At 65.8% G+C, this 22,872-nt stretch carries 20 protein-coding genes; 10 read left to right on the top strand and 10 right to left on the bottom strand.

Features of this window, described 5'->3' with window-relative positions:
- Positions 1–26 precede the first annotated feature (26 nt).
- Positions 27–635: a DUF6988 family protein gene (locus ACEOAC_RS13180; RefSeq protein WP_413445280.1), complete on the top strand. Its 609-nt coding sequence runs from the start codon at positions 27–29 to the stop codon at positions 633–635.
- On the opposite strand, the gene bioD is transcribed toward ACEOAC_RS13180, so the two are convergent.
- The 5 genes from bioD to bioB are packed head-to-tail and all read right to left on the bottom strand — an operon-like array spanning position 613 to position 6,013.
- Complete coding sequence (gene bioD, locus ACEOAC_RS13185; RefSeq protein ID WP_413445279.1) at positions 613–1,293, bottom strand: dethiobiotin synthase; 681 nt, start codon at positions 1,291–1,293, stop codon at positions 613–615. The two genes, ACEOAC_RS13180 and bioD, sit on opposite strands and share 23 nt — an antisense overlap.
- The gene (bioA, locus tag ACEOAC_RS13190; protein ID WP_413628380.1) at positions 1,290–2,657 is read right to left on the bottom strand and encodes an adenosylmethionine--8-amino-7-oxononanoate transaminase; all 1,368 of its coding nucleotides are present in this window, start codon (positions 2,655–2,657) and stop codon (positions 1,290–1,292) included. The genes bioD and bioA overlap by 4 nt, the downstream gene beginning before the upstream one ends.
- Positions 2,654–3,817 carry an 8-amino-7-oxononanoate synthase gene (gene bioF / locus ACEOAC_RS13195; protein WP_413628381.1) on the bottom strand — a complete coding sequence of 388 codons (1,164 nt, stop codon included), beginning with the start codon at positions 3,815–3,817 and terminating at the stop codon, positions 2,654–2,656. The genes bioA and bioF overlap by 4 nt, the downstream gene beginning before the upstream one ends.
- Before the next feature lie 10 nt (positions 3,818–3,827).
- Positions 3,828–4,997: a cytochrome P450 gene (locus ACEOAC_RS13200; protein ID WP_413445768.1), complete on the bottom strand. Its 1,170-nt coding sequence runs from the start codon at positions 4,995–4,997 to the stop codon at positions 3,828–3,830.
- The gene (bioB, locus tag ACEOAC_RS13205; RefSeq protein ID WP_413628382.1) at positions 4,997–6,013 is read right to left on the bottom strand and encodes a biotin synthase BioB; all 1,017 of its coding nucleotides are present in this window, start codon (positions 6,011–6,013) and stop codon (positions 4,997–4,999) included. Before bioB ends, ACEOAC_RS13200 begins: the two co-directional genes overlap by 1 nt.
- 115 nt (positions 6,014–6,128) lie before the next feature.
- On the opposite strand from bioB, the gene ACEOAC_RS13210 reads away from it, so the two are divergent.
- The gene (locus ACEOAC_RS13210) at positions 6,129–6,761 is read left to right on the top strand and encodes a GntR family transcriptional regulator (RefSeq protein ID WP_006462250.1); all 633 of its coding nucleotides are present in this window, start codon (positions 6,129–6,131) and stop codon (positions 6,759–6,761) included.
- Positions 6,762–6,793: 32 nt separating this feature from the next.
- On the opposite strand, the gene ACEOAC_RS13215 is transcribed toward ACEOAC_RS13210, so the two are convergent.
- Entirely contained in the window at positions 6,794–7,720 is a 927-nt protein-coding gene (locus tag ACEOAC_RS13215; RefSeq protein WP_413628383.1) for an AraC family transcriptional regulator, read from the bottom strand.
- Positions 7,721–7,824: 104 nt separating this feature from the next.
- On the opposite strand from ACEOAC_RS13215, the gene ACEOAC_RS13220 reads away from it, so the two are divergent.
- Together ACEOAC_RS13220 and ACEOAC_RS13225 are read left to right on the top strand one after the other, a co-directional pair.
- On the top strand, positions 7,825–8,571 hold the full coding sequence (locus tag ACEOAC_RS13220; protein WP_413628384.1) for an SDR family oxidoreductase: 747 nt from the start codon (positions 7,825–7,827) through the stop codon (positions 8,569–8,571).
- Between the two features lie 235 nt (positions 8,572–8,806).
- The gene (locus tag ACEOAC_RS13225; protein ID WP_413445666.1) at positions 8,807–10,213 is read left to right on the top strand and encodes a PLP-dependent aminotransferase family protein; all 1,407 of its coding nucleotides are present in this window, start codon (positions 8,807–8,809) and stop codon (positions 10,211–10,213) included.
- Between the two features lie 42 nt (positions 10,214–10,255).
- Here ACEOAC_RS13225 and ACEOAC_RS13230 read toward each other — a convergent pair whose 3' ends face one another.
- Entirely contained in the window at positions 10,256–10,483 is a 228-nt protein-coding gene (locus tag ACEOAC_RS13230; RefSeq protein WP_241812352.1) for a hypothetical protein, read from the bottom strand.
- A gap of 227 nt (positions 10,484–10,710) precedes the next feature.
- On the opposite strand from ACEOAC_RS13230, the gene ACEOAC_RS13235 reads away from it, so the two are divergent.
- The 4 genes from ACEOAC_RS13235 (at position 10,711) to ACEOAC_RS13250 (ending at position 15,733) form a co-directional block, all read left to right on the top strand.
- Positions 10,711–11,652 (top strand): LysR family transcriptional regulator, encoded by a 942-nt coding sequence (locus ACEOAC_RS13235; RefSeq protein ID WP_006462245.1) that lies wholly within the window; start codon positions 10,711–10,713, stop codon positions 11,650–11,652.
- Between the two features lie 86 nt (positions 11,653–11,738).
- The gene (tcuA, locus tag ACEOAC_RS13240; RefSeq protein ID WP_413628385.1) at positions 11,739–13,148 is read left to right on the top strand and encodes an FAD-dependent tricarballylate dehydrogenase TcuA; all 1,410 of its coding nucleotides are present in this window, start codon (positions 11,739–11,741) and stop codon (positions 13,146–13,148) included.
- Positions 13,135–14,364 carry a tricarballylate utilization 4Fe-4S protein TcuB gene (gene tcuB, locus ACEOAC_RS13245; protein ID WP_413444773.1) on the top strand — a complete coding sequence of 410 codons (1,230 nt, stop codon included), beginning with the start codon at positions 13,135–13,137 and terminating at the stop codon, positions 14,362–14,364. Before tcuA ends, tcuB begins: the two co-directional genes overlap by 14 nt.
- A 67-nt stretch (positions 14,365–14,431) precedes the next feature.
- The gene (locus ACEOAC_RS13250) at positions 14,432–15,733 is read left to right on the top strand and encodes an MFS transporter (RefSeq protein WP_006462242.1); all 1,302 of its coding nucleotides are present in this window, start codon (positions 14,432–14,434) and stop codon (positions 15,731–15,733) included.
- Between the two features lie 49 nt (positions 15,734–15,782).
- Here ACEOAC_RS13250 and ACEOAC_RS13255 read toward each other — a convergent pair whose 3' ends face one another.
- Entirely contained in the window at positions 15,783–16,535 is a 753-nt protein-coding gene (locus ACEOAC_RS13255) for a lysozyme inhibitor LprI family protein (protein WP_413628386.1), read from the bottom strand.
- 255 nt (positions 16,536–16,790) lie between these two features.
- Here ACEOAC_RS13255 and ACEOAC_RS13260 point away from each other — a divergent pair, with 255 nt between their 5' ends.
- Positions 16,791–19,229 carry a DNA polymerase II gene (locus ACEOAC_RS13260; RefSeq protein ID WP_413444771.1) on the top strand — a complete coding sequence of 813 codons (2,439 nt, stop codon included), beginning with the start codon at positions 16,791–16,793 and terminating at the stop codon, positions 19,227–19,229.
- Between the two features lie 66 nt (positions 19,230–19,295).
- Here ACEOAC_RS13260 and ACEOAC_RS13265 read toward each other — a convergent pair whose 3' ends face one another.
- Complete coding sequence (locus tag ACEOAC_RS13265; RefSeq protein ID WP_102662468.1) at positions 19,296–19,493, bottom strand: hypothetical protein; 198 nt, start codon at positions 19,491–19,493, stop codon at positions 19,296–19,298.
- A gap of 130 nt (positions 19,494–19,623) precedes the next feature.
- The gene (locus tag ACEOAC_RS13270) at positions 19,624–20,862 is read right to left on the bottom strand and encodes a multidrug effflux MFS transporter (protein WP_241812346.1); all 1,239 of its coding nucleotides are present in this window, start codon (positions 20,860–20,862) and stop codon (positions 19,624–19,626) included.
- 302 nt (positions 20,863–21,164) lie between these two features.
- Here ACEOAC_RS13270 and ACEOAC_RS13275 point away from each other — a divergent pair, with 302 nt between their 5' ends.
- Complete coding sequence (locus ACEOAC_RS13275) at positions 21,165–22,868, top strand: methyl-accepting chemotaxis protein (RefSeq protein WP_413628387.1); 1,704 nt, start codon at positions 21,165–21,167, stop codon at positions 22,866–22,868.
- The last annotated feature ends 4 nt before the right edge of the window (positions 22,869–22,872 follow it).

Raw genomic sequence — 22,872 nt, forward strand, 5'->3', positions numbered from 1 at the left:
CTCTGCCCGAACAAAGGGAGTCGTCCATGCAATTGGATCACCTGTTGGCCAGGGCACAGTCCCTGGCCTACCGCATTTCCGCCGATTTCAACGGCCAACCGCTGCCGCCGGACCGCCGCGCCTGCGCTGCCATCGGCTGCCTGACGGTGGCACAACAACATCACTGCGGCATCATCCTGCTGCTGCGCGATGACATGCCGGTGCACGCCTCGGCCTTCGCACTCATCGGTCACCAGATCGAGACCGCCTTCAATGCCCTGTGGCTGTGGTATTGCGCCAGCGAAGACGAACTCGGGCGCTTCCTCGCCGACGGCAGCGGCAAGACCATGCGCCAGCTGGTGGCGCAGGTCGATGGCGTGCTGGCCGGCAGCGACGGGCCGGAAGCAGCGCTCCTGCGCGATCACTGGGCGCGCCTGAGTGATTTCGTCTTTTCCGGCGAGCGTCGCATCCGCCACTGGCTCAACGCCAATGAGGTCGATGCCATGTATGCCGAGGAGGCCGTCATCGAACTGCTGGAACTGTCCAATTCCATCGCCGAACTGGGCCTGGCCAGTTTCCGCACCATCCACGACAAGCATTTCACCGCACCGCGCAGTGGCGAGGCAGCGCCGGTCAGGCTGGATCTGGCCAAGTGAGCCATGCCGTTGCCTGCGCCGCACTCATCCCGGGTGACCAGGGCAGGCAGCCCAGCAGCGGTGCCGGCAGGCGCTGCGCCAGGCTCTCGATCATGGCCTCGGCCTGATCTTCCTGCGCATCGATCAGGTTGGCGACCCAGCCGACCAACGGCAACCCCCGCGCCAGCACCGCCTGGCACGTGAGCAGTGCATGATTGATGCAGCCCAGGCGGATTCCCACCACCAGCACCACCGGCAGCCCCAGCCTGGCCACCAGATCATCGCTGTTGTGGCGCTCATCCAGCGGCACCACGAAGCCGCCAGCCCCTTCCACGATCAGCACATCGCAGGCCTGCATCAGCTGCGCATGACATTGCACCAGATGGTCGAGATCGATGCGCCGTCCTTCTTCGGCGGCGGCGATATGAGGTGCGGTCGCCCGGCGAAACAGGTACGGGTTCACCAGCGCTGCCGGCAGCGCCACGTTGGCGGCGGCCTGTAAAGCCAGCACATCCTCGTTGCACCACTGCCCAGCCTGCAGGAGGGCACCCGAGGCCACCGGCTTCATGCCGCCAGCACGCGCGCCCCGCGCCGCATGCAGATGGATCAGCGCCGATGCCACCAAGGTCTTGCCCACGCCGGTATCGGTGCCGGTGACGAAATAGCTGCCTCCCATCATGCTCCCCGCATCTCGGCGAAGGTGGCATCGAAGGCGGCATGCAGGCGCTCACCCAGCCACTGTGCCTGGTCGGCATCGAGGATATAGGGCGGCATCACATAGACGCTGGTGCCGATCGGCCGCACCAGCAGTTCGCGCTGTGCCGCCTGTGCCGCCAGCCGGCGCGAAAATCGATGGCTGGCTGCCTGAGCCGCATCAATGTCATCGACACCGTCAAGCACGGCATCACAGGCCCAGATCAGGCCGCGCTGGCGCACGTGGCGCACCCGGCGGTCCTGTGCCAGCGGGGCCAGACCTGCCGCCAGCACCGGGGCGAAGTCGCGGTTGCGCTGCAGGACCTGTTCATCGTCGAAGATCGCCAGCGTCTCCAGCGCGGCACGGCAGGCCAGGGGATTGCCGGTATAGGAGTGCGAATGCAGGAAGCCGCGACGCACATCTTCATCGTAAAAGGCCTGGTAGATCGCCTCGCTGGACATCACCAGCGACAGCGGCAGGTAGCCGCCGCTGATACCCTTGGACAGGCACAGCAGATCCGGCCAGATACCGGCCTGCTCGCAGGCGAAGAAGCTGCCGGTACGGCCACAGCCGACCGCGATTTCATCGGCGATCAGGTGCGCGCCATAGGTGTCGCACAGGCCACGCAGGCCGCGCACATAGGCCGGGTCATGCATGGCCATGCCCGCCGCGCATTGCACCAGCGGTTCCACGATGACGGCAGCGATGCGTCCCTCGCCCTGTTGCAGCAGTCTTTCCACATCGGCCAGCGCCTGCCGGGCGACATCGGCCGCGCTTTCGCCATCGCGGGCCTGGCGCGCATCGGGCGAGCGGGCCACGTGGGCCGGCCGCAGCAAGGCTTCGTAGGAGGCGCGGAACAATGGGGTATCCGTCACGCCCAGCGCCCCCACGGTCTCGCCGTGATAGCCGCCGGCGATGCAGATGAATTCGTTCTTGCCGGTCTGCCCCGCATTGCGCCAGGCATGCACGCTCATCTTCAGCGCGATCTCCACCGCCGAGGCGCCGTCGGAGGCGTAGAAGCAATGCCCCAGCGCCTGCCCGGTCAGTGCGCCCAGGCGTTCGGACAAGCGCACCACCGGCTCATGGGTGAAGCCGGCCAGCATCGCATGTTCCAGCCGGCCCAGCTGATCGACCAGGGCGGCATTGATGCGTGGGTTGGCATGGCCGAACAGGTTGACCCACCACGAACTGATCGCGTCCAGATAGCGCCGGCCCCCGGTATCGACCAACCACGCACCCTGGGCGCGGTCGATGGCGATGGGGGGCGTGCTTTCGTGACGGCGCATCTGCGTGCAGGGATGCCAGACGCTGCGCAGGCTGCGAGCGGCCAGGGAGCCTGGCGGCGTCATGCGTGGGCTCCTTCCTCGGCCAGGGACTGCAAGGCGATGATCAGTTGGTCGACCTGTTCGGGCGTATGCACGGCCGACAGGCTGATGCGCAGGCGGGCGCTGCCCTTGGGCACGGTCGGTGGGCAGATGGCCGGCACCCAGATACCGCGATCGCGCAGCGCGGCGGCCAGTGCACGGGCCGCCGCGTTGTCGCCGACGATCAGGGGCTGGATCGCGGCGGAAGAGGGCAGCAGCGCCCACGGCAAGCCGGCCAGCCCTTGCCGCAATTGCGCGGCCAGTTCGCGCAGACGTGCGCGCCGCCAGTCGTCCCGGGCCATCAGGGCCAGGCTGGCCGAGGTGGCCACTGCCAGGGCCGGCGGGTGGGCGGTAGTGAACATGTAGGTGCGTGCGCGCTGCGTGATCCATGCAATCAGCGAAGCCTCGCCAGCGACAAAGGCGCCCGCGACGCCAGCGGCCTTGCCCAGCGTCCCCATGCAAAGCACATGGGGCGAGCACACCCCGGCCTGCGCCAGGCTGCCGCCGCCGCGCGGGCCCAGCACACCCAGGCCGTGGGCATCATCTACCAGCAGCCAGGCATCGTGCTGCGCGCACACGGCGGCCAGTTCGGCCAGCGGCGCCAGGTCGCCGTCCATGCTGAAGACCGCATCGGTCACCACCAGCCTGCGCCCGGTGGGACAGCGCGCCAGCACCTGTGCCAGCCGTGCCACATCGTTGTGGGGAAACACCTTCAGGCTGGCCCCGGACAAACGGGCGCCATCGATCAGCGAGGCGTGCGCCAGCCTATCCACCACCACCGTATCGCCGGTCCCCACCAGCGCGCCGATCACACCCAGATTGGCCATGTAGCCACTGGAAAAGGACAGCGCCGCCGGCAGTCCGACGAAGCGCGCCAGTTCCTCCTCCAGCTTCTCGTGGGCCGTGCTGTGACCGCTGATGAGCGCTGACGCGCCAGCCCCCATGCCGTATTGCTGCAAGCCCGCGATACCGGCCGCCACGATCTTGGGATGCCTGGCCAGCCCCAGGTAGTCATTGCTGCAGAAGGACAGCAACTGCCGTCCTTCCACCATCAGCAGAGGGCCTTGCGGACCATCCACCACGCGCCGCGTGCGCAGCAGGCTCTGGCTGGCCAGTTGGGCCAGCTCATCGGAAAAATCATGCATGAAAGGTCTTTCAGAACACCAGCGGCAGGCTATCCAGCGCGCTGTAGGCGGCATGCTGCTGGCGCCGGGGAGGGGTGGCCGACAGTGCCAGGGTGGGCAGGCGTTGCATCAGCGCGGTGAAGGCGATTTCCGCCTCCAGCAGGGTCAGCGCCGCACCCAGGCAGACATGCGGCCCCTGGCCGAAGGACAGGTGCATGCCTTCATCGCGCCGGATGTCAAAGTGCTGCGGCGCGGTGAAGCGGCGTCCATCATGATTGGCCTGCCCGATATGCAGGATCACCAGTTCACCCTGTCGCAGCGTCCGGCCCGCCACCTGCAGATCGGTCAGCACGCGGCGCCCGGTGTATTGCACCGGGCTGTCATAGCGCAGCATCTCGCGCAAGGCCGTACGCAGCAGGGTGGGATCTGCCTTGAGCGCCGTCCATTGCGCAGGATGCTGCAGCAGCGCCAGCAAGCCATTGCCCAGCAGATTGCGGGTGGTCTCGTAGCCGGCAAAGAGCAGGGTGCAACATTGCGCCAGCATTTCGTTGCGGTTGATCCGTTGTTCCCGCTGCGCCTGCAGCAGGCGCGCGACCAGGCTGTCGGGCGGCAGGGTGTCGGCATCTTTCACGACTTCGCCAAAGAAGTCGCACAGCGCTGCCATCGCCGCCTGGGCCGCCAGGGTCTGCGCCGCATCCGGCGTGGGGCTGCCGATGAAGGCGGCCAGATCAGCAGCCCAGTCGATGAAGGCCGCTGGCACACGGTCCGGCAATCCCATCAGGCCGGCGATGGCCAGCGCCGGCAGTGGCCGGGCGAAACGGCTGACGAAATCGAAACCCTGCGGCGCCAGCGGATCGGCCACGATGGCATCGATCAACTGACCGGCAATGCGCGTGATGGCAGGCCGTTGAGCCTCCAGGTCGGTCGGCTTGAAACCCGGGTTGAGCACGCCACGCAGGCGTCGATGGGCGCGGCCGTCGAGCAACAGCACCGAGCGCGAAAAGAGCCGCTTGAAACGGCGTTGTGCTTGCAGTTCGGCCGGCGCCGGGTCCAGTCCACCCGTCCCACCCAGGCCACTGTTGATCCAGCGCGCCCCGCGTCGCACCGACAGGCGCGGATCGCGCAAGCCGGCCGCCACTGTCTCGTAATCGCTGATGAGCCAGGCACCACCGCAATGCGCGGCGCTCCATTGCACGCTCATCAGGCCGTCGCCGGGGCGGCCTGCAGGCCCAGCCGCGACAACAGGTCCAGGTCGGACGACACCGGCGCATTGGCCGTGGTCAGCAACCTGGCACCGAGGAAGATGGAATTAGCGCCGGCCGCAAAGCACAGTGCCTGAGTGGCCTCGCTCATGCTCTCGCGTCCGGCTGACAGGCGGATCACCGCGTGTGGCAGGGCAATACGCGCCACCGCTACGGTCCGTACGAATTCGAATTCATCCAGCGGCGGTAGGTCTTCCAGGGGCGTGCCGGCAATCGGCACCAGATGGTTGATCGGTACCGATTGCGGCGGCACCGGCAGGCGCGCCAGCTGTGCGATCAGGCCGGCGCGCTGGGCGCGGGTTTCGCCCATGCCGATGATGCCGCCGCAGCAGACTTGCAGACCCGCCTGCTGCACCCGCTGCAGCGTATCGAGCCGGTCCTGGTAGCTGCGGGTGGAGATGACCTGCCCGTAGAAATCGGGAGCGGTATCCAGATTGTGGTTGTAGTAGTCCAGACCGGCCTCCTTCAGGGCCTCGGCCTGCGCCTGCTCCAGCATGCCCAGGGTCATGCAGGTTTCCAGGCCGAGGGCGCGCACCTCGCTGACCATGCTGGTCAGTGCCGCCATGTCGCGCTCCTTGGGATTGCGCCAGGCCGCGCCCATGCAGAAGCGGGTGGCACCCTGCTCGCGGGCGGCGCGGGCCGCCTGCACCACCTCATCCACCGCCATCAGCTTGCCGGCCGGTACGCCCGCCTCCTTGTGATGCGCCGACTGCGAGCAATAACCGCAATCCTCGGCGCAGCCACCGGTCTTGATCGACAGCAGGCTGGACAGCTGCACCTGGTTGGCCGGGTGGTGCAGGCGATGCACGCTCTGCGCCTGGAACAGCAGATCCAGGAAGGGCAGTTCGAACAAACGTTCAACAGCCGGGTTGGACGCCGGGGCGCTGGCCTGCGGCGGCAGGAAGTGCAGGGGAGCGCTGGCCGGGACGGCCGCGGAGGAAGGGCATTGGCTCATCGATAAAATCCGGTTCCTGAGTAAAAAGGCTTAGAATTTCGTTCTGGCGGATTCTATCTTCGTCCAATTTCGTTTAACAATTTCTTTTTTAATAGATTATCTATACTTTGGCCGTATGAAAAACGACCCAGGCAGTACCGTCGCCCGCATCGCAGAGGTCTTGCGCACGCGCATCATTCGGGGCGAAATCGCAGGCGGGGCGGCCCTCCGGCAGGATCACGTGGCGCAGGAATTCCAGTCCAGCCACGTGCCGGTGCGCGAGGCCTTTCGTCAGTTGGAAGCAGAAGGATTGCTGCTCACATTGCCCCGTCGCGGGGTACGGGTAAGCATGGTGGACCGCGCAGCGGTGAAGGAAAATGCGGAGATGCGTGCTGCCCTGGAGATCCTGGCGCTACGCCATGGCGTACGCAAATTCACCAGTGAACACATCGCCCGGCTGGAGCAGGCGCAGGACGACTGTGCGCGGGCGGCCTCGCTGGTGGAGTGGGACGCCGCCAACAACCTGTTCCACGACATCCTCTCCAGCGAATGCGGCATGCCGCGTCTGCTGGCGGTGTTGAAGCAGCTGCAGCTGACCAATTCGCGCTACCTGTTCTCGACCGGCTTCAAGCGTGGCTGGCAGCCGCGTTCTGATCACGACCACATGCTCATCATCGACGCCCTCAAAGGCAAGAAGACCGACCGCGCCGTGCAATTGCTGAGCATGCATATCGGCACCATGGAACGGGTCGGCTTCGTGGCGGCCTAGTCGAGTCGGGTCAGCCGGGTCAGTCCGGTGCGCTAGCCCGGCAGGCCGGACAGGCTGAACTGCGACGGCGGCACGCCCACATGACGCGTGAAGGCCACGCTGAAGGTGGAGGCCGAGCTATAGCCCACCTGCTGCGCCACCTCCGCCATGCCGGCGTCGGCCCGCAGCAGCAGGCGCTTGGCCAGCGCCATGCGCCAGGCCAGCAGGTATTCCATCGGTGCCAGGCCCACCTCGCGCCGAAAGCGTTCGAAGAACGACGAGCGCGACAAGGCCGCCTGCCGCGCCAGCATGACCACATTCCAGTTCTCGGCCGGCCTCGCATGCACAGCACGGATCGCCTGCGCCAGGCGGGCATCGGCCAGTCCGCGCAGCAGGCCCGGCGTAGGCGCCGCACCGGCCTCGGTGGTCGAACGCAAGGCCTCGATCAGCAGCACCTCCAGCAGGCGTGCCAGCACCATCTCCCGCGCCGGCCGGGCGGCGCGGAATTCCTCCCCCACCAGCTGGGCCAGCGTGCTCAAGCGCGCATGGGCGCGCACCACCACCAGATCGGGTAGCAGCGACAGCAGCAGCGGCGTATCGGGCGAGTCGAAGACGCAATGACCCACCACCAGTTGTACTTCCGGCGTCAGCTCCAGGGGTCCGAGGTGATAGCGGCCATCGGGCAGGCGGGGCGGTGGATTGTCTTCGTCCAGCAAGGCGGAGTCGCTGTCCTGCAGGCTGGACAGCGTAAAACCCTCCAGCGCCGGCGCCAGCACGAAATCGCCCGCTTCCAGGACGATATCCTTGCCATCGTCGCGCAAGATGCGGCAACTTCCCTCGATAACGGTGCAGTAGAACGCCAGGTCGGAACGCGAACGGCGCACCCGCCAGCCGCCTGCCGCTTGTACGTACTTGGTATAGCGGGCCGCCGGTTGCAGCAGGGTGACGACCTCGGCCAAGGGATCGATGGAATCGGACATCTCTGGACGATGGCAAATGAATGATGGACTCTGGATTGTAGCAAGTCCGGTGTGCTGCGCCTATTCTTCGTCCTGTCGTTCCCATCCATTCAAAGGAGTCCCTCATGAAAACCATCCTCATCACCGGCTGTTCTTCCGGCTTCGGCCTGGAAATCGCACGTTACTTCCTCGACCGCGACTGGAACGTGGTCGCCACCATGCGCAGTCCACGCCAGGACCTGCTGCCGGCCTCGTCCAGGTTGCGCATCCTGCCGCTGGACGTCACCGATGAGGCCAGCATCCGCGCCGTGGTCGCGCAGGCCGGCCCGGTCGACGTGCTGGTCAACAATGCCGGCATCGGCGCCCTGGCCGCCGTGGAAGCCCAGTCACCGGCGCAGGTGCGCGAGATCTTCGAGACCAATACTCTGGGCAGCATCGCCATGTGCCAGGCCTTCATCCCGCAGATGCGCGAGCGCGCCCAGGGGGTGGTGATCAACGTCACGTCCTCGGTGACCTTGCGATCCTTGCCCTTGCTGGCGGTCTATACGGCCAGCAAGGCCGCCGTCAATGCCTTTACCGAATCGATGGCGCTCGAACTGGCCAGTGTGGGCGTACAGGCGCGCCTGGTCCTGCCCGGCCGCGCCCCGTCCACGCGGTTTGCGGAAAATGCCCGGCCGCGCTTGGAGGGCGCCATCCCCGATGCCTATGGCGCGCTGGCGGCCCAGGTGTTTGCCAGCTTCCAGGACAACACCCAGGTCACCCATGCCAGCGACGTGGCCGAGGCGGTGTGGCAGGCAGCCACCGATCCGGGCGCTCCGATGCGTATTCCGGCCGGGGAAGATGCCCGGGAATGGGCGGCGACAGCGGTGTGAATGATGTCTGGGTGTCCTGCAATGGGATTGCATACATCGGCGGACGCATGGAGCGAGTCGAGGAAATGAAGCGGCGCAGCGTGGCCGAGATATAGCGCTGACGAGCGGAAGAAGTGAAAGTTGGGGTAGGGTTGTGATGTATGGATTTGTGTTGCCATTAAATCCATACTAATATCGGCATGGTCACGTTGGCCTGCCTCTTTCCTTCTTACCCTTCTTCACGTTGGCTCGCTCCATGAAAAAATCCGCACGTCCGCAGGACTGGGTCGGCAGCTTTGCCGCCAATGGCGGCCCACGCTATCTGCAGATCGTGGGCTTCATGGAACAGGCCATTTCCGACGACCGCCTCAAGCCCGGCGACCGTCTGCCCCCGCAGCGCCAATTGGCAGATCGTCTGGACGTGGACCTCACGACCGTCACCCGCGCCTATACCGAGGCGCGGCGACGCCACCTGCTCGAAGCGCGGGGCGCGGCCGGCAGCTTCGTGGCCGCTCCCAAGGTGGACCTGAGCCAGGTGCTGGACCTGTCGATGAACATTCCGCCACCGCCTGCCGGCATCGACCTGGACGATCTGCTGCGCCAGGGTGTCTCGCAGGTCCTGATCCATAGCGACGCCGACCTGCTCATGACCTATCACCTGGGTGGCGGCAGCAGTGCCGACCGCGCTGCCGGTGCGATGTGGTTGCAAGAGCCTTTGGGCCACATCGACGAAAGTCGGGTGCTGGTCTGCCCCGGGGCGCAATCGGCGCTGGCCGCCTTGCTGCTGTCGCAAACCCGCCCGGGTGAGGTGGTACTGGCCGAACCGCTGGCCTATCCCGGACTGCTGACAGCAGCGGCCCAACTGGGACGCCGGGTGGTGGCGGTGGGTGTGGATGGCGAGGGCATGCGGCCGGACCTGCTGGTGACCCTCGCACGCAAGCACCAGGCGCGCGTGGTCTATCTCAACCCGACCCTGCAGAACCCCACCACCCATACCATGCCGGCCACGCGCCGGGCCGAGATCGCGGCCGTGGCGACCCGGCTGGACCTGCGCATCATCGAGGACGATCCCTACTGGCGCTTTGCCGCCCAGCCGCCCCGGCCGCTGGCCTACTATGCGCCACGGCATGTGTTCCATGTCTCGACCTTGTCCAAATGCCTGTTGCCGGGGCTGCGCACGGCCTATGTGGTGATGCCCGAGGGCCAGGAGCAGGAAGAGGTGCTGGGGGCGCTGCGTTCCTTCGTGCTGATGTCGACCCCGCTGATGACTGCGCTCTCGACGCAGTGGGTGCACGATGGCACGGCCACCTCCTTGCTCGAAGGGATCCGCAACGAAGCCTGGGCCCGTCAGGAGCTGGCCCTGCGTACGCTGGGAGATCCCGGACTGGCCGGGTCGGGCGGGATTCATCTGTGGCAGGCGCTGCCGCCCCATTGGAGTGGCCAGGAGTTCGTCATCAGGGCCGGCCAGGCCGGCCTGAACGTGGTCTCGCACAGCAGTTTCGAGGTGGAGCCGGCGCCGTCGGGTCAGGGCTTCGGAGGCGGAGGTGCGGCGCATATCCGCATCTCGCTGGGACGCTCGCGCAGCCGCTTCGAACTGGTCAATGCCTTGCGCCGCCTGAGCGAGCTGACCCCCCGCCGCAGTATGCGGGAAGTGGTGGTGTAGCGAGGGGAGTGAGTGAGACGCTAGTGCGGCGCTAGTGCGGCGCTAATGTGGCAAGGCCGAGGCCCCCGGGGACATCCCCGTATGGCGACGCGCTGCTGCCAGGATCTCGAAAGCGGCCTCATCTTCGGAGTGGGCCGCCAGCGGCAAGGAGCCGCGGCTGATCTCGGTGCGATCCTTCAGGATCGCGTAGGAGCCTTTCCAGCGGCCTTCGCTGTCGTCGGCCTGATAGACCAGCAGATAACCGTCGAACTCGATTTTCTTCATCGTCATTCTCACCAGGGCAATGAGGTGTCCGAGCTGCCTGAGGTATCTGACTCCGCCGTCAGGGCGGGCGGTCAGCTCAACAGCAGCAGTTTGCCGAAGTATGCCGCGCAGATTGGCGGCTGGATGTCGTCCGCCTGCGCAATCGTTTGTAGGACAAGAGCTATGGCATCATGCGCGCTGAATTGTCGCCTTGTTTGCTAGCTTCGCTACCTCCGCCACCTTCATTCGCCGTCATGGAAATCCGCCAGCTCCGCTATTTCGCCAGCATCGTCGAACACGGCAGTATCGGCAAAGCCGCCCTGGAGCTGGGCATGGTCACATCGGCCCTGAGCCAGCAGATCACCCGCCTGGAGACCGAACTGGCCACCCGTCTGCTGCAGCGCACCTCCACCGGCGTGGTGCCGACCGCAGCGGGCATCGCCTTTCTGAAGCAGGCCCAGCTGGCACTGCGCCACATCGACGATGCCGCCCTGGCGGCGCGACAGGCGCGCCTGTCCGGGCATGTCAGCGTGGGCATGGCCTCCAGTACGGCGGGGGTGATGGGGCTGGCCTTCATGCAGGCCATGCACGAACGCTATCCGGAGGTGCGTCTGCGCATGGTGGAAAGCCTGTCCGGTCACCTTGGCGCCATGCTGGGCGCGCGCCAGATCGACCTGGCCATCCTATTCCAGGAAGAACCGGCGCAACGCTGGAGCGTACTGCCCCTGCTGGATGAGCGGCTGTTCGTGATCGGCGCCCCCGCGCTGGCCGGCATGCCCGTTGCGCGCCAGGCGCGCCTGGGCAAGCTGGGGGATCTGCCCCTGATCCTGCCGACCCGCAAGCATGGGCTGCGCTCGCTGCTGGATTCGGCCTTCCGCCATGCGGGCTACACCCCCAATATCGTCCTTGAGGTGGATGGCCTGCCGATGTTGATGGACGCCGTGCGCGCCGGCATGGGGGCCACCATCCAGCCTGGTGCGGTCCTGGCCCGGGCCGAGAATGCCGACCTGGCCAGCGTGCCGGTGGCCGATGGCGATGCCTCCCGTCCCAACCTGATCGTCAGCGTCTCCGATGACGAACTGTCTCCTGCCGGGCTGGCCGCCCGGGTGCTGCTGGCCGAGGTGGCGCGCACCCAGGTGGGGCAGGGCCGCTGGCCCGGCGCTACCCTGCGCGGCACCGGTCTTCACGAAAACTGAACACCCCTTGCCGGCGCGCCGATAGCGGCGCACCGGCAGGCTGCCTATAGTCGCCTCCCTGGACATATCACAAGGAGGGGACGGCGATGTTTGACGTTCTGGTTATTGGCGGTGGCAACGCTGCCCTGTGCGCGGCCCTGATGGCACGCGAGGCCGGCGCCTCGGTCATGCTGCTGGAATCGGCGCGCCGCGCCGGGGGCGGGGGCAACTCACAACACACGCGCAACCTGCGCTGCATGCACGACGCACCGCAGGACGTGCTGGTGGAGGCCTATCCGGAAGAGGAATACTGGCAGGATCTGCTGAAGGTCACCGGCGGCCTCACCGACGAACACCTGGCGCGCCTGACCATCCGCGCCTCGGCCACCTGCCGGCCCTGGATGCGCAAGCATGGGGTACATTTCCAGCCGCCGCTGTCGGGCGCGCTGCACGTGGCGCGTACCAATGCCTTCTTCATGGGCGGCGGCAAGGCGCTGGTCAATGCCTACTACCGCAGTGCCGAGGCACTGGGCGTGGACATCCGCTACGAGACCCCGGTGGACGCCATCGAACTGGATGGCACGCGCTTCGTCGCTGCCCGCAGTGGCCGCCAGCGTTTCACCGCCCGCACCTGCGTGCTGGCCGCTGGCGGCTTCGAATCCAATCGCGAATGGTTGCGCCAGGCCTGGGGCCAGAACGAGCGCGGCGAATGGCCGGCCGACAATTTCCTGATCCGCGGGACCCGCTTCAACCGTGGCGAACTCTTGCGCTACATGATCGAGGCTGGCGCCGACAGCATCGGCGATCCCACCCAGGCCCACATGGTGGCCATCGATGCCCGTGCACCGCTCTATGACGGCGGCATCTGCACCCGTATCGACTGCGTCTCGCTGGGCGTGGTGGTCAATCGCGACGGCCGGCGCTTCTACGACGAGGGCGAGGATTTCTGGCCCAAGCGCTACGCCATCTGGGGCCGCCTGGTGGCGCAACAGCCGGGCCAGGTCGCCTATTCCATCATCGACAGTCAGGCCATCGGACACTTCATGCCACCGGTGTTCCCCGGCGAGAAGGCCGAGACCCTGGCCGACCTGGCACGCCAGCTGGGGCTGCCGCCGGCACAGTTCGAACAGACCGTGCACGACTACAACGCCGCCTGCCGCCAGGGAAGGTTCGACCACACCGTGCTGGACGACTGCCATACCGACGGCCTGCAGCCCCCCAAGACCCACTGGGCGCGGCCGCTGGAGCGGGCGCCGTTCTACGGCTATGCCCTGCGACCTGGCGTGACATTCACCTACCTCGGTTTGAAAGTGAACGACAAGGCCCAGGTGCATTTTGCCGGCAGGCCCAGCGACAACCTCTTCGTGGCAGGCGAAATGATGGCCGGCAACGTGCTCGGCAAGGGCTATACGGCCGGTGTGGGCATGTCCATCGGCACCGCCTTCGGGCGCATCGCCGGAGTGCAGGCCGCCCAGTTCGCCACCCGATCTTCCGGAGTTTCCCATGCAGCAGCTTGAAGCCCTGACCGATGCCGCGCGCCGCGACGCGCAGGCCTGTTCTGCCAGCGTTGCCCCGGGCGGGGCCCGCATCATTCCCATCCTCCCCGTCAAGGCGGCACCGGCCATGAACGCCGACGAGGCCGAAGTGGCCCGGCAGATGCAGATCTGCAATGCCTGCCGCTATTGCGAAGGGTTCTGCGCGGTGTTCCCGGCCATGACACGCCGTCTGGAGTTTGCCAAGGCCGATGTCCATTACCTGGCCAACCTGTGCCACAACTGTGGCGCCTGCTATCACGCCTGCCAGTACGCGCCGCCCCATGAATTCGCGGTCAACGTTCCCAAGGCCATGGCGCGGGTACGACTGGACACCTATTCCAGTTATGCCTGGCCGGCCGCCGCCGGCGCACTGTACCGGCGCAATGGCCTGACCCTGGCCCTGGCGCTGGCGGGCAGCCTGGCCCTGTTCCTGTTGCTGGCCCTGGCGGTCAACGGCACGCTGGCCAGCAGCCCGGCAGGCGGCAATTTCTATGCGGTATTCCCGCATGGACAGCTGGCGCGCATGTTCGGCGCGGTGTTCGCCCTGGCGGTGCTGGCGCTGGGCATGGGTGTCAGGCGCTTCTGGCGTGATATCACGGACGGCACGGCCGGTGCCCCGGGCAGTGCAGCGGCGGCCGAGGCCACCCGCGACGTGCTGGCCCTGCGTTATCTGGATGGCGGCCACGCAGAGGGCTGCAACGAGTCCGATGACGGCTACACGCTCATGCGCCGACGCTTCCATCACTTCACCTTCTACGGTTTCATGCTGTGCCTGGCGGCCACCTCGGTGGCGACCCTGTACCACTACCTACTGGGGCTGGAGGCGCCATACCCCGTGCTGAGCCTGCCGGTACTGCTGGGCACGGCGGGCGGCATCGGCCTGCTGGTCGGCCCCGCCGGTCTGCTGTGGTTGAACCTGCGGCGGCATCCGGAGCAGGGCGACCGTCGCCAGCGGCCCATGGATCGCGGCTTCATCGTCCTGCTGCTGCTGGTCAGTGCCACCGGTCTGGCGCTGCTGGCCTGGCGTGACAGCGCTGCCATGGCGGCCCTGCTGGCCCTGCACCTGGGCTGCGTGATGGCCCTGTTCCTGACCCTGCCTTACGGCAAGTTCGCCCACGGTATCTATCGCAGTGCCGCATTGCTCAAGTCCGCCATCGAGAAGCGGCAGCCCCTGCGGCACGACCCCGGATCGGCCTGATCCCGGGCCGGCCAGCGCGCCGGCCCACCCGGTTTTTCATGAACACAACAGCAAGGAGACTTTCAGCATGAGCACCCAACCCGAGACGCGCGGTTCGCGCGCAGGCGCCGTCCTGCGCGTGACCAGCGGCAATTTCCTGGAACAGTTCGATTTCTTCCTGTTCGGCTTCTACGCGACCCACATTTCCAAGGTCTTCTTCCCCACCAGCAGCGATTTCGCTTCGCTGATGCTGACCTTCGCCGTGTTCGGTGCCGGTTTCCTGATGCGGCCACTGGGTGCCATCGTGCTGGGCGCCTATATCGACGAAGTGGGCCGCCGCAAGGGCCTGATCGTGACGCTTTCCATCATGGCCAGCGGCACCATCCTGATCGCCTGCGTGCCGGGGTACGCCAGTATCGGCCTGCTGGCGCCGCTGCTGGTCCTGATCGGACGCCTGCTGCAGGGTTTCTCGGCCGGGGCCGAACTGGGCGGGGTATCGGTCTACTTGGCCGAGATGGCCACGCCCGGCCGCAAGGGCTTTTACACTGCCTGGCAGTCGGCCAGCCAGCAGATCGCCATCGTCATGGCCGCGCTCATGGGCTATGCCCTCAATCTCTGGCTGGATGCAACGCAGATCGCCGCCTGGGGCTGGCGCATTCCTTTCTTCGTGGGCTGCCTGATCGTACCGTTCATCTTCCTGCTGCGTCGTTCCCTGCAGGAGACCGAAGCCTTCAAGGCACGCGCCCATCGTCCGGCCCTGGGCGAGGTCTATCGCACCATGCTGGCGAACTGGAAGACCGTGATCGCCGGCATGCTGCTGGTGGCCATGACCACCACCACTTTCTACCTGATCACCGTCTACACGCCGACCTTCGGCAAGTCGGTACTCAAGCTCTCGACCCAGGCCAGCCTGGTGGTGACCCTGCTGGTGGGGCTGTCGAATTTCTTTTGGCTACCCATCGGCGGCATGGTGTCCGACCGTATCGGGCGGCGCCCGGTGCTGCTGAGCATCACCGTGCTGGCGATCCTGACCGCCTATCCCGCACTATCCTGGCTGGCCGCCGCACCCAGTGTGGAACGCATGCTGCTGGTGCTGCTGTGGCTGTCGTTCTTCTTCGGCATGTACAACGGCGCCATGGTGGCGGCACTGACCGAGATCATGCCGGAGCAGATCCGGGTGGCCGGCTTCTCGCTGGCCTTCAGCCTGGCCACCGCCGTATTCGGCGGCTTCACCCCGGCCATCTCCACCTGGTTGATCGAACTCACCGGCGACAAGGCTGCGCCCGGCTACTGGCTGACCTTCGCTGCTGTCTGCGGCCTATCGGCTACGCTGATCCTCTATCGTGGGCAGGCCGTTGCGGTGCGGGCAGCCGCCTCGCGGGCAGGCTGAGCGCTGCCCGGCATCTGTCGTTTCCCGGCATTCAATGCATTTAATGCGTTCAGTGCACCGTAACCGGCACCAGCAAACCATTGAGCGCATCGCCGACGATCAGTGAGGGCAGGGAGCGGTGGTCGTTGGCGAGGATGACGCTGTCCTTCTCGACATCGCCCGGCAGCACCAGCTGCGCGATGTAGCGACAGTCGCCGCTGCAGGTGTAGCGCAGCACGGTCTGGCCACGTACCGCCTCCAGGATGGTCTGCCCGTGTTCCACGCCGTAATAGCGCACGCTCACCAGTTGCTGTGAGGCGTCGGCATCGGGGTCGCGATAGAAGTACGTGCCGCGTTCGACCCGCGTGTAATGCGGCCACGGCATGCTGCCGGCCGGCGCCAGGCCGTCGATCTGGCGGGCATTCAGCCCCAGCCGCAACGCTTGGGGGAGTGGCACCGGTACGGCGGCTTTGCCCTGGTCGCTGATATCGGCCTGGCCTGCGGCGGCGGACAGTTCGGCCTGACGCCGACGGTACCAGTCCAGCAGGCAGGCGCGGTCACTGCAGTGCTGCTCGCGCCAGCGCCATTGCGCATCACTGTCGGCGCGAAAGGCGCGCTTGTCGGGGGCCATGTCGCGGGCCTGGCGGAAGGCCCGGCCCAGGGCGTCATCCATGGCCGATAACTGGGCATCGCCACAGATGGTCTTTTCGTTGCGGGAAGCGGCCTTGCCGCAATCGAAGCTGGCGGCCAAGCTGCCGGAGGCGACCAGGAGCGCCAGCAGGGCCGGCAGTGCTGGCAAAGCGAGATGGGAGAGCTTGTTCATGGCGAGACTGTCCGTATTGCGAGCGAATGACGGGCGCCAGCTTCGCATTGCGCGCCCCGACGCAAAACGCGGAGAAGACAGGGAAAATTTCCAAAATCTTTGCAACTGAAAAAGCGTGTTGGGTTTGTCTTCACATTCATCGTGCTGCCTGCCTGCGCAGGCCATGTCACATGGCAGTAGAATCGCGGTCTTCATGCCATTTGCGCGATCCGCGCAAGGCACATAACCAGCACACAACCAGCACGCAGCAGACCGGTGACAGGCACAGAGGACAACACCCCGCAATCGCAATTGCGCCCAGGCGAACGTGCCGGCTTCATCCTGAGCCGACACTGGCGCGACACGCCGGCGGGCGTCGAGATCGAGCTGTGGCTGGCCACCGACAATGGCCCGCAATGCCTGCACCTGCCGCCGCAGGAGGCGGTGGCCTTCGTGCCGCAGGCGGAGGCCGAACGGGTAGACACCCTGATCGCCGGCGAGCGCGGCATGCAGTTGCGTCCGCTGGAACGACTCAAGGACTATAGCCAACGGCCGGTGATGGGCCTGTATGGTCGCCATTACCGCAAGCTGCTGAAGATAGAAAAGGCGCTGATCGCTGCCGGCATCCCCGTTTATGAAGCCGATATCCGGCCGCCCGAGCGCTACCTGATGGAGCGCTTCATCAATGCACCACTGGCCTTCCACGGCGTGGAAGATGGTCACGGCGTGCTGGTCGAGGCGCGCATTCGCCCCTTGCCGGGCTACCGCCCGCCGCTGAAGCTGGCTTCGCTGGATATCGAGACCAGTTGGCAGGGCGAGCTCTACAGCATCGCCATCGAAGGTTGCGGCCAGCGCAGCGTCTATGTGCTGGAGCCGGACAGCGGAGCCGCCCGGCAGTCAGGCGAGGCGGTCGCCAAGGCGGCCGAGGCCGGTTTTGCGCTGCAGTTCTGCGACAGCCGTGTCGGGCTGATCGAAGCCCTCAACGACTGGATGGCGCGCCATGATCCGGATGCCCTGATCGGCTGGAACCTGATCCAGTTCGACCTCAACGTGTTGCAGAAACAGGCGGACAAATACCGCGTTCCGCTGCGCCTGGGGCGGGCCGGACGGGCCCTGGAGTGGCGCGAACACGGCCTGCGTGCCAACCACCTGCTGGTATCGGCCCCGGGGCGGCTGGTGATCGACGGCATCGAAAGCCTGCGTTCGGCATTCTGGAATTTTCCGTCCTTCAGTCTGGAAAACGTAGCGCAGACCCTGCTGGGAGAGGGCAAGGCGATTGCCAGCCCCTACCAGCGCATGGACGAGATCGACCGCATGTTCGCCGATGACAAGCTGGCCCTGGCCACTTACAACCTCAAGGATTGCGAGCTGGTCACGCGCATCTTCGTGCACACCGAGATCCTGTCCTTCCTGCTGGAGCGCGCCAGCGTCACCGGCCTACAGGCCGACCGCAGCGGCGGTTCGGTGGCGGCGTTCACCCATCTCTACCTGCCGCACATGCACCGCAAGGGCTATGTAGCGCCCAACCTGGGCGATGCCGAGCCGCTGGCCAGTCCGGGCGGTTTCGTCATGGATTCGCGCTCGGGGCTGTATGACTCGGTGATCGTGCTGGACTACAAGAGCCTCTATCCGAGCATCATCCGCAGCTTCCTGATCGACCCGGTGGGGCTGGTCGACGGCACCCTCAACGAGCCGGAAGCGGAGACCGTGCCCGGTTTCAACGGCGGGCGCTTCTCGCGTCGCAGTCATAGCCTGCCGGCCATCATCGAGCAGCTGTGGCAAGCCCGGGAAGCGGCCAAGGCACAGGGCAACAAGCCCTTGCAGCAGGCGCTGAAGATCATCATGAACTCCTTCTACGGGGTGCTGGGTTCGACGGTGTGCCGCTTCTTCGATTCGCGGCTGGCATCGTCCATCACCCGGCGCGGGCATGAAATCATGCATCGCACGCGTGAATTGATCGAGGAAGAGGGCTTCGAGGTCATCTATGGTGATACCGATTCGACCTTCGTCTGGCTGCGTCGCGCCCACGACGACGAACAGGCGCGCCAGATCGGCCTGCGCCTGACCGGTCGCATCAATGACTGGTGGCGCCGGCACCTGGCCGATGAGTACGACCTCAAGAGCGCGCTGGAATTGCAGTATGAGGTGCATTACCAGCGTTTTCTGATGCCCAACGTACGGGGCGCCGATACCGGCAGCAAGAAGCGCTATGCCGGCTATGTCCGCAGCGCCGACGGCCAGGACAAGGTGACCTACAAGGGGCTGGAAACGGTCCGCACCGACTGGTCGCCGCTGGCGCAGCGCTTCCAGCAGGAGCTGTATCTGCGCATCTTCCGGGGTGAACCCTATCGGGACTACATCGTCGGCTATGTCGCCGACCTGTTCGCCGGCCGGCTGGACGAGCTGCTGGTCTACCGCAAGCGCCTGCGGCGCCAGCTGGACCATTACGAAAAGAACGTGCCGCCACACGTGCGGGCGGCGCGCATGGCCGACCAGGTCAACCAGCAGGACGGGCGGCCCCTGCAATACCAGCAAGGCGGCTGGATCAACTACGTCATGACCACGGCCGGTCCGGAACCGCTGGAAAAGCGCAGTGCCGCCATCGATCATGGGCACTACCTGGAGCGCCAGCTGGCCCCGGTGGCCGATGCCATCCTGGTCTTCGTGGGCGACAGCTTTGCGGCCGTGACCTCCCCCCAGCAGGAATTGTTCTGAAGCGCCGCAGAATGAAAAAGGGCCGGATTCGATGAATCCGGCCCTGCTTGTCTGCGCTTGCACTGGTCAGTGCAGGCGCGAATCCGATTCTCGTCCCGAGCGCGGGTCGTACTGGACGCGCAGCGGCACCGGCTGGCGACGCGGCTTCTGGTACAGCTTGTGGCGCAGGAACAGACCGAAGGCCAGCATGCCCGCGAGCACATAGAACGCATAGAAAGCCGCGAGATAGCTACCGTAGTGAAGCAGGGTGTCGATGATGGCCATAGGTCCTCCTTGGGGAGTCATTCAGTGTCGATGGCCTCATCGTATGCCGGGACGTCGGTGGCGGATATCAGGGTTTTTCTGATGTGTGTCGCTGCAACGGCAACTGTACCCACAACCTGCCGACGCTCCATCAGCGCCCCGGACCCGGCTGCGCCATGGCGGCGGCAGGCGGCACTTGCAGATGTTGCAACAGCTTGGACACCATCAGGATCACGGTCAGGCTGACGATGCAGAAGAACACCGCCAGCGGCGTGAGGCTATCGATGGACACGAATCCGGCCAGCCCCATCATCCCCGAGGACACCAGCAGCAGCGCAAAGCCGAGGATGGCACTGGTCAGCCCGGCGATATGCGGGAAGATCGAATTGCCCTTGGCCATCAGCGTGGGATACATGGCCCCGGCGCAGAAGCCCATCACCAGCACCGGCGTGATCAGCGTCCACACCTGCAGGCCCACGGTCAGGGCCAGCACCAGCATGACGAAGGCGGCACCGGCCATGACCCGCGCGCCGATGCGCAGGCGCGCTTCGGCACTGGGCAGGCGGCGATGCTGGATGCGATTGGAAATGCCGCCCAGGAAATACATCATGCCGATGGCCAGCGCCATGTAGCCGAAGAAGGTCGGTGGCTGATGCAGGGTGTTCTGCACCATGAAGGGGCCGACGATGTTGAACACCAGCAGGATGCTGTAGCACAGGCCCTGGGCCAGGAAGCAGCTCTGGAACACCGGGCTGGCCAGCACCATGCGGGCGTTCCTGAACAAGGTCCTGGGGTGCAGGTGCACTGGCTGGGCCAGCGTCTCCCGGTAACGCCACAGGATGGCCCACATGGCGAAGGAGTAGATCAGCAGGAACACCAGGCAGGAGCGCCAGCCGAAGGCTTCCTGCAGGTGTGCGCCGATCACCGGGGCGACGATGGGCGCCAGGCCCCAGGCAATGGCCATGTAGGTGTAGGCATGCACCAGCGCCTGGCCGGCGAAGGAGTCGGTGATGATGGCCTTGGCCAGCAGGTTGGTGGCGGCGATGCCGAAGCCCTGCAGGATGCGGGCGGCGACGAAGGTTTCCAGGTTGGGCGCCACCAGGGTCAGGACACAGCCCAGCGTGAACAGGCCCAGGCCCAGGGCCAGGATGCGTTTGCGGCCGAAGGCGTCGGCCAACGGCCCGAACACCAGCTGTCCGAAGGCATAGGCGATCAGATAGCCGGTCACGCTGGTCTGGATGGCCTGGGCCGAGGTGGCGTAGTCGATCGCCATCTCCGGCAGCGCCGGCACGTACAGGTCGATGGCCAGCTGGCCGGCCGAGGCAAAGGCGCAGATCAGGAACAGCAGGAAGCGCGGGTGGTTCGGAGACGGCTTGGCAGAAGAGCTCATGAAGGGGGATGCTGCGTAGACAAAGACCGCTATTGTGAACCTTGATGCAGTTTTCTGCTGGCAGCGGCTCAGCTCGGCCGGACAGTCTGCATAAAGTTTCATTATTGGCCAGAGCAGAATGGCAAGTTCTGATGCCTGTAAAACATCATCTTGTAGAAATAATTCGAGACGAGAGCAGTAAACTTTCGATATTCGACTCTCCTCGTTCCCACGGACGTATCGTCTGCCGACCGCAAGCCAGCGCTTCTGCCGCGGCAGGTGGCGCGGCGGCAGCTGCCAATTCCTTGGGGGAGGGAGATATCGTGAATTTCATTTTTCGCCGGTTTTCGATCCGGCAGATCTTTATCGCGCTGGTGACGGTGATTGCCATGCTGATGGCGCTCATCGTGCTGGCCGCCTATGAGGAGGAAAACGCCAACATGGCCCTGAACCGGGCCAATGGGCAGCGTTTCAGCTCCTTTCTGCTGGCCGCCGAGCTGCGCCAGAGCTCGGACGACCTGACCCGGCTGGCGCGCACCTACGTGGTCACCGGCGATCCGGTCTACGCCCAGCACTACCAGACGGTGCTGGACATCCGCGACGGCAGGCGAGCACGTCCTCAGCACTACGAGCGCATCTACTGGGACTTCTTCGATGCCGAGGGGCGTGCGCCGCGTCCGGACAGCAATGTCAGTGCGGCGCTCACCGATCTGATGCGCGAGAACGGCTTCACCGCCGCCGAGCTGAGCAAGCTGACCGAGGCCAAGAACATTTCCGATACCCTGGTCCAGATCGAGACCCGTGCCATGGAGATGGTCAAGGCGCAGCGCGCCGCCGGTGCCAGCGCCAACCGCAACGAACTGGAACAGGCACGGCAGATGATGCATGACGCGAGCTACCACCAGAACAAGGCCCGGATCATGCACCCGGTCGACGAGTTCTTCGCCATGCTGGACCAGAGGACGGCCGGCCAGGTGCAACAGGCGCAGGAAGCTGCAGACCGCATGACGCGGGTGGTCTACCTGCTCATCGGCGTCAGCCTTGTGGTGCTGACCGGCACGCTGCTGGTGGTGTACAAGGCCATTGCCGGTCCACTGGCGGGGGCGGTGGAGGTTGCCCGGCGTGTCTCCCATGGCGACCTGACGGCGCCGATCGATGTCGGCTACAAGGGAGAGACCCGCATGCTGCTCTACGCCCTGAAGGAAATGCGCGATGGGCTCACCTGCATCGTGCGGCAGGTCCGGGAGGGGGCCGACTCGATCCGCGTATCAGCGGCCCAGGTCGCCTCGGGTTCCCAGGACCTGTCCTCGCGCACTGAAGAGCAAGCCGGTTCGCTGGAAGAGACGGCAGCCTCGATGGAGCAGATGAATGCCAACGTGCAGCGCAACGCCGGCAACGCCCAGCGCGCCAGCCAGCTGGCCGGTACCGCCTCGCAGGTGGCGCGCGAGGCGGGGTCGGTGGTGGCCGAGGTGGTGACGACGATGGCCTCGATCAAGGATTCCTCGCACCGTATCGTGGAGATCATCACGGTGATCGACGGGATTGCCTTCCAGACCAACATCCTGGCGCTCAACGCGGCGGTGGAGGCGGCCCGGGCCGGTACCCAGGGCCGCGGCTTCGCGGTGGTGGCCGGCGAAGTGCGCAACCTGGCGCAACGTGCCGCAGCCGCTGCCAAGGAGATCAAGCTATTGATCGACAATTCGGTGGACAAGGTCGAGAGCGGCAACCTGCTGGTCAAGAAAGCCGGCCAGACCATGGCGGAAGTGGTCGAGAGCGTGCAGCGGGTCAACGACCTGATGGGCGATATCGCCAGCGCGAGTGTGGAGCAGTCCAGCGGACTGCAGCAGATCTCGATGGCGGTCAAGCAGCTTGACGACGTCACCCAGCAGAACGCCACCCTGGTCGAGCAGACCTCGTCGGCCTCCGATTCAATGCAGGAACAGGCCGACCGGCTGGCGCAGCTGGTCGGGGAATTCAAGCTCTTGCCCAACTTAGACGAGGAAATCCCGCTGCTGCTGGTGGATTAGGATA

This window comes from Herbaspirillum frisingense, assembly GCF_047325095.1.
Classification (GTDB): Bacteria; Pseudomonadota; Gammaproteobacteria; order Burkholderiales; family Burkholderiaceae_D; genus Herbaspirillum; species Herbaspirillum frisingense.

Excerpts from the sequence above, each read along its gene's own strand:
- bioA (WP_413628380.1), bottom strand. The coding sequence starts at position 2,657 with ATGACGCCGCCAGGCTCCCTGGCCGCTCGCAGCCTGCGCAGCGTCTGG.
- ACEOAC_RS13215 (WP_413628383.1), bottom strand. The coding sequence starts at position 7,720 with ATGTCCGATTCCATCGATCCCTTGGCCGAGGTCGTCACCCTGCTGCAA.
- ACEOAC_RS13250 (WP_006462242.1), top strand. The coding sequence starts at position 14,432 with ATGAGCACCCAACCCGAGACGCGCGGTTCGCGCGCAGGCGCCGTCCTG.
- ACEOAC_RS13200 (WP_413445768.1), bottom strand. The coding sequence starts at position 4,997 with ATGAGCGTGCAATGGAGCGCCGCGCATTGCGGTGGTGCCTGGCTCATC.
- ACEOAC_RS13265 (WP_102662468.1), bottom strand. The coding sequence starts at position 19,493 with ATGGCCATCATCGACACCCTGCTTCACTACGGTAGCTATCTCGCGGCT.
- bioF (WP_413628381.1), bottom strand. The coding sequence starts at position 3,817 with ATGCATGATTTTTCCGATGAGCTGGCCCAACTGGCCAGCCAGAGCCTG.
- bioD (WP_413445279.1), bottom strand. The coding sequence starts at position 1,293 with ATGATGGGAGGCAGCTATTTCGTCACCGGCACCGATACCGGCGTGGGC.
- ACEOAC_RS13220 (WP_413628384.1), top strand. The coding sequence starts at position 7,825 with ATGAAAACCATCCTCATCACCGGCTGTTCTTCCGGCTTCGGCCTGGAA.
- ACEOAC_RS13180 (WP_413445280.1), top strand. The coding sequence starts at position 27 with ATGCAATTGGATCACCTGTTGGCCAGGGCACAGTCCCTGGCCTACCGC.
- ACEOAC_RS13225 (WP_413445666.1), top strand. The coding sequence starts at position 8,807 with ATGAAAAAATCCGCACGTCCGCAGGACTGGGTCGGCAGCTTTGCCGCC.
- tcuB (WP_413444773.1), top strand. The coding sequence starts at position 13,135 with ATGCAGCAGCTTGAAGCCCTGACCGATGCCGCGCGCCGCGACGCGCAG.
- ACEOAC_RS13270 (WP_241812346.1), bottom strand. The coding sequence starts at position 20,862 with ATGAGCTCTTCTGCCAAGCCGTCTCCGAACCACCCGCGCTTCCTGCTG.
- tcuA (WP_413628385.1), top strand. The coding sequence starts at position 11,739 with ATGTTTGACGTTCTGGTTATTGGCGGTGGCAACGCTGCCCTGTGCGCG.
- ACEOAC_RS13255 (WP_413628386.1), bottom strand. The coding sequence starts at position 16,535 with ATGAACAAGCTCTCCCATCTCGCTTTGCCAGCACTGCCGGCCCTGCTG.
- ACEOAC_RS13210 (WP_006462250.1), top strand. The coding sequence starts at position 6,129 with ATGAAAAACGACCCAGGCAGTACCGTCGCCCGCATCGCAGAGGTCTTG.
- ACEOAC_RS13235 (WP_006462245.1), top strand. The coding sequence starts at position 10,711 with ATGGAAATCCGCCAGCTCCGCTATTTCGCCAGCATCGTCGAACACGGC.
- bioB (WP_413628382.1), bottom strand. The coding sequence starts at position 6,013 with ATGAGCCAATGCCCTTCCTCCGCGGCCGTCCCGGCCAGCGCTCCCCTG.
- ACEOAC_RS13230 (WP_241812352.1), bottom strand. The coding sequence starts at position 10,483 with ATGACGATGAAGAAAATCGAGTTCGACGGTTATCTGCTGGTCTATCAG.